The 563-nt window shown below is 59.3% G+C and carries 1 protein-coding gene; it reads left to right on the top strand.

Annotated elements, in window-relative coordinates; genetic code table 11:
* The coding region (locus B0D78_RS12985; RefSeq protein WP_168170138.1) for a hypothetical protein at positions 1 to 563 on the top strand (563 nt) is incomplete at both ends.

Here is a 563-nt window from a genome sequence, read left to right as displayed (position 1 = left end):
GCCTTCACCTGAGCATGGACGAAACCAAGCTGAACAGCACCATCACCAACAACACGACGGTCAATCAGCACGGCGACGACATCACCGCGCTGAAAGGCGGCTTCACCGTCAGCAACGCCGCGGGTGCGAAACAGGACATCACCCTCGGCGGCGCGACGAAGAAAAACATCAAATTCGAAGGCGAAGCCGACAAGATCGACGTGGCCGTAGCGGCCGATGGGACCGACGGCGCGAAAGTGACCGTGACGGCCAACGCCAACCTCGGCCAGAATATCGACATCAGCAACAACAGCACGATCACCAATCTGGATAACCGCGTTACGACGAACACCAGCAACATCACCAACAATACCAGCAACATCACCAAGCTGCAGGGCGGTTTCGACCTGAAAGCCGGAAGCACGACCTCGAACGTCGCCCTGGGCGGCGCGACGCCCCCGACCGTCGAATTCTTGACGGCCGACGACACGATGACCGTCGGTCTCTCCGGGACGAAAGTCACCTACGGCATCGACAAGACCAAGCTCGTGCAGAACATCACCGGCGACGTCATCAACCAGATC

This window comes from Pyramidobacter sp. C12-8 (assembly GCF_002007215.1).
GTDB lineage: Bacteria > Synergistota > Synergistia > Synergistales > Dethiosulfovibrionaceae > Pyramidobacter.
Note: the sequence above shows the minus strand (reverse complement) of the source record. Positions and strands in the feature narration are given on the sequence as shown.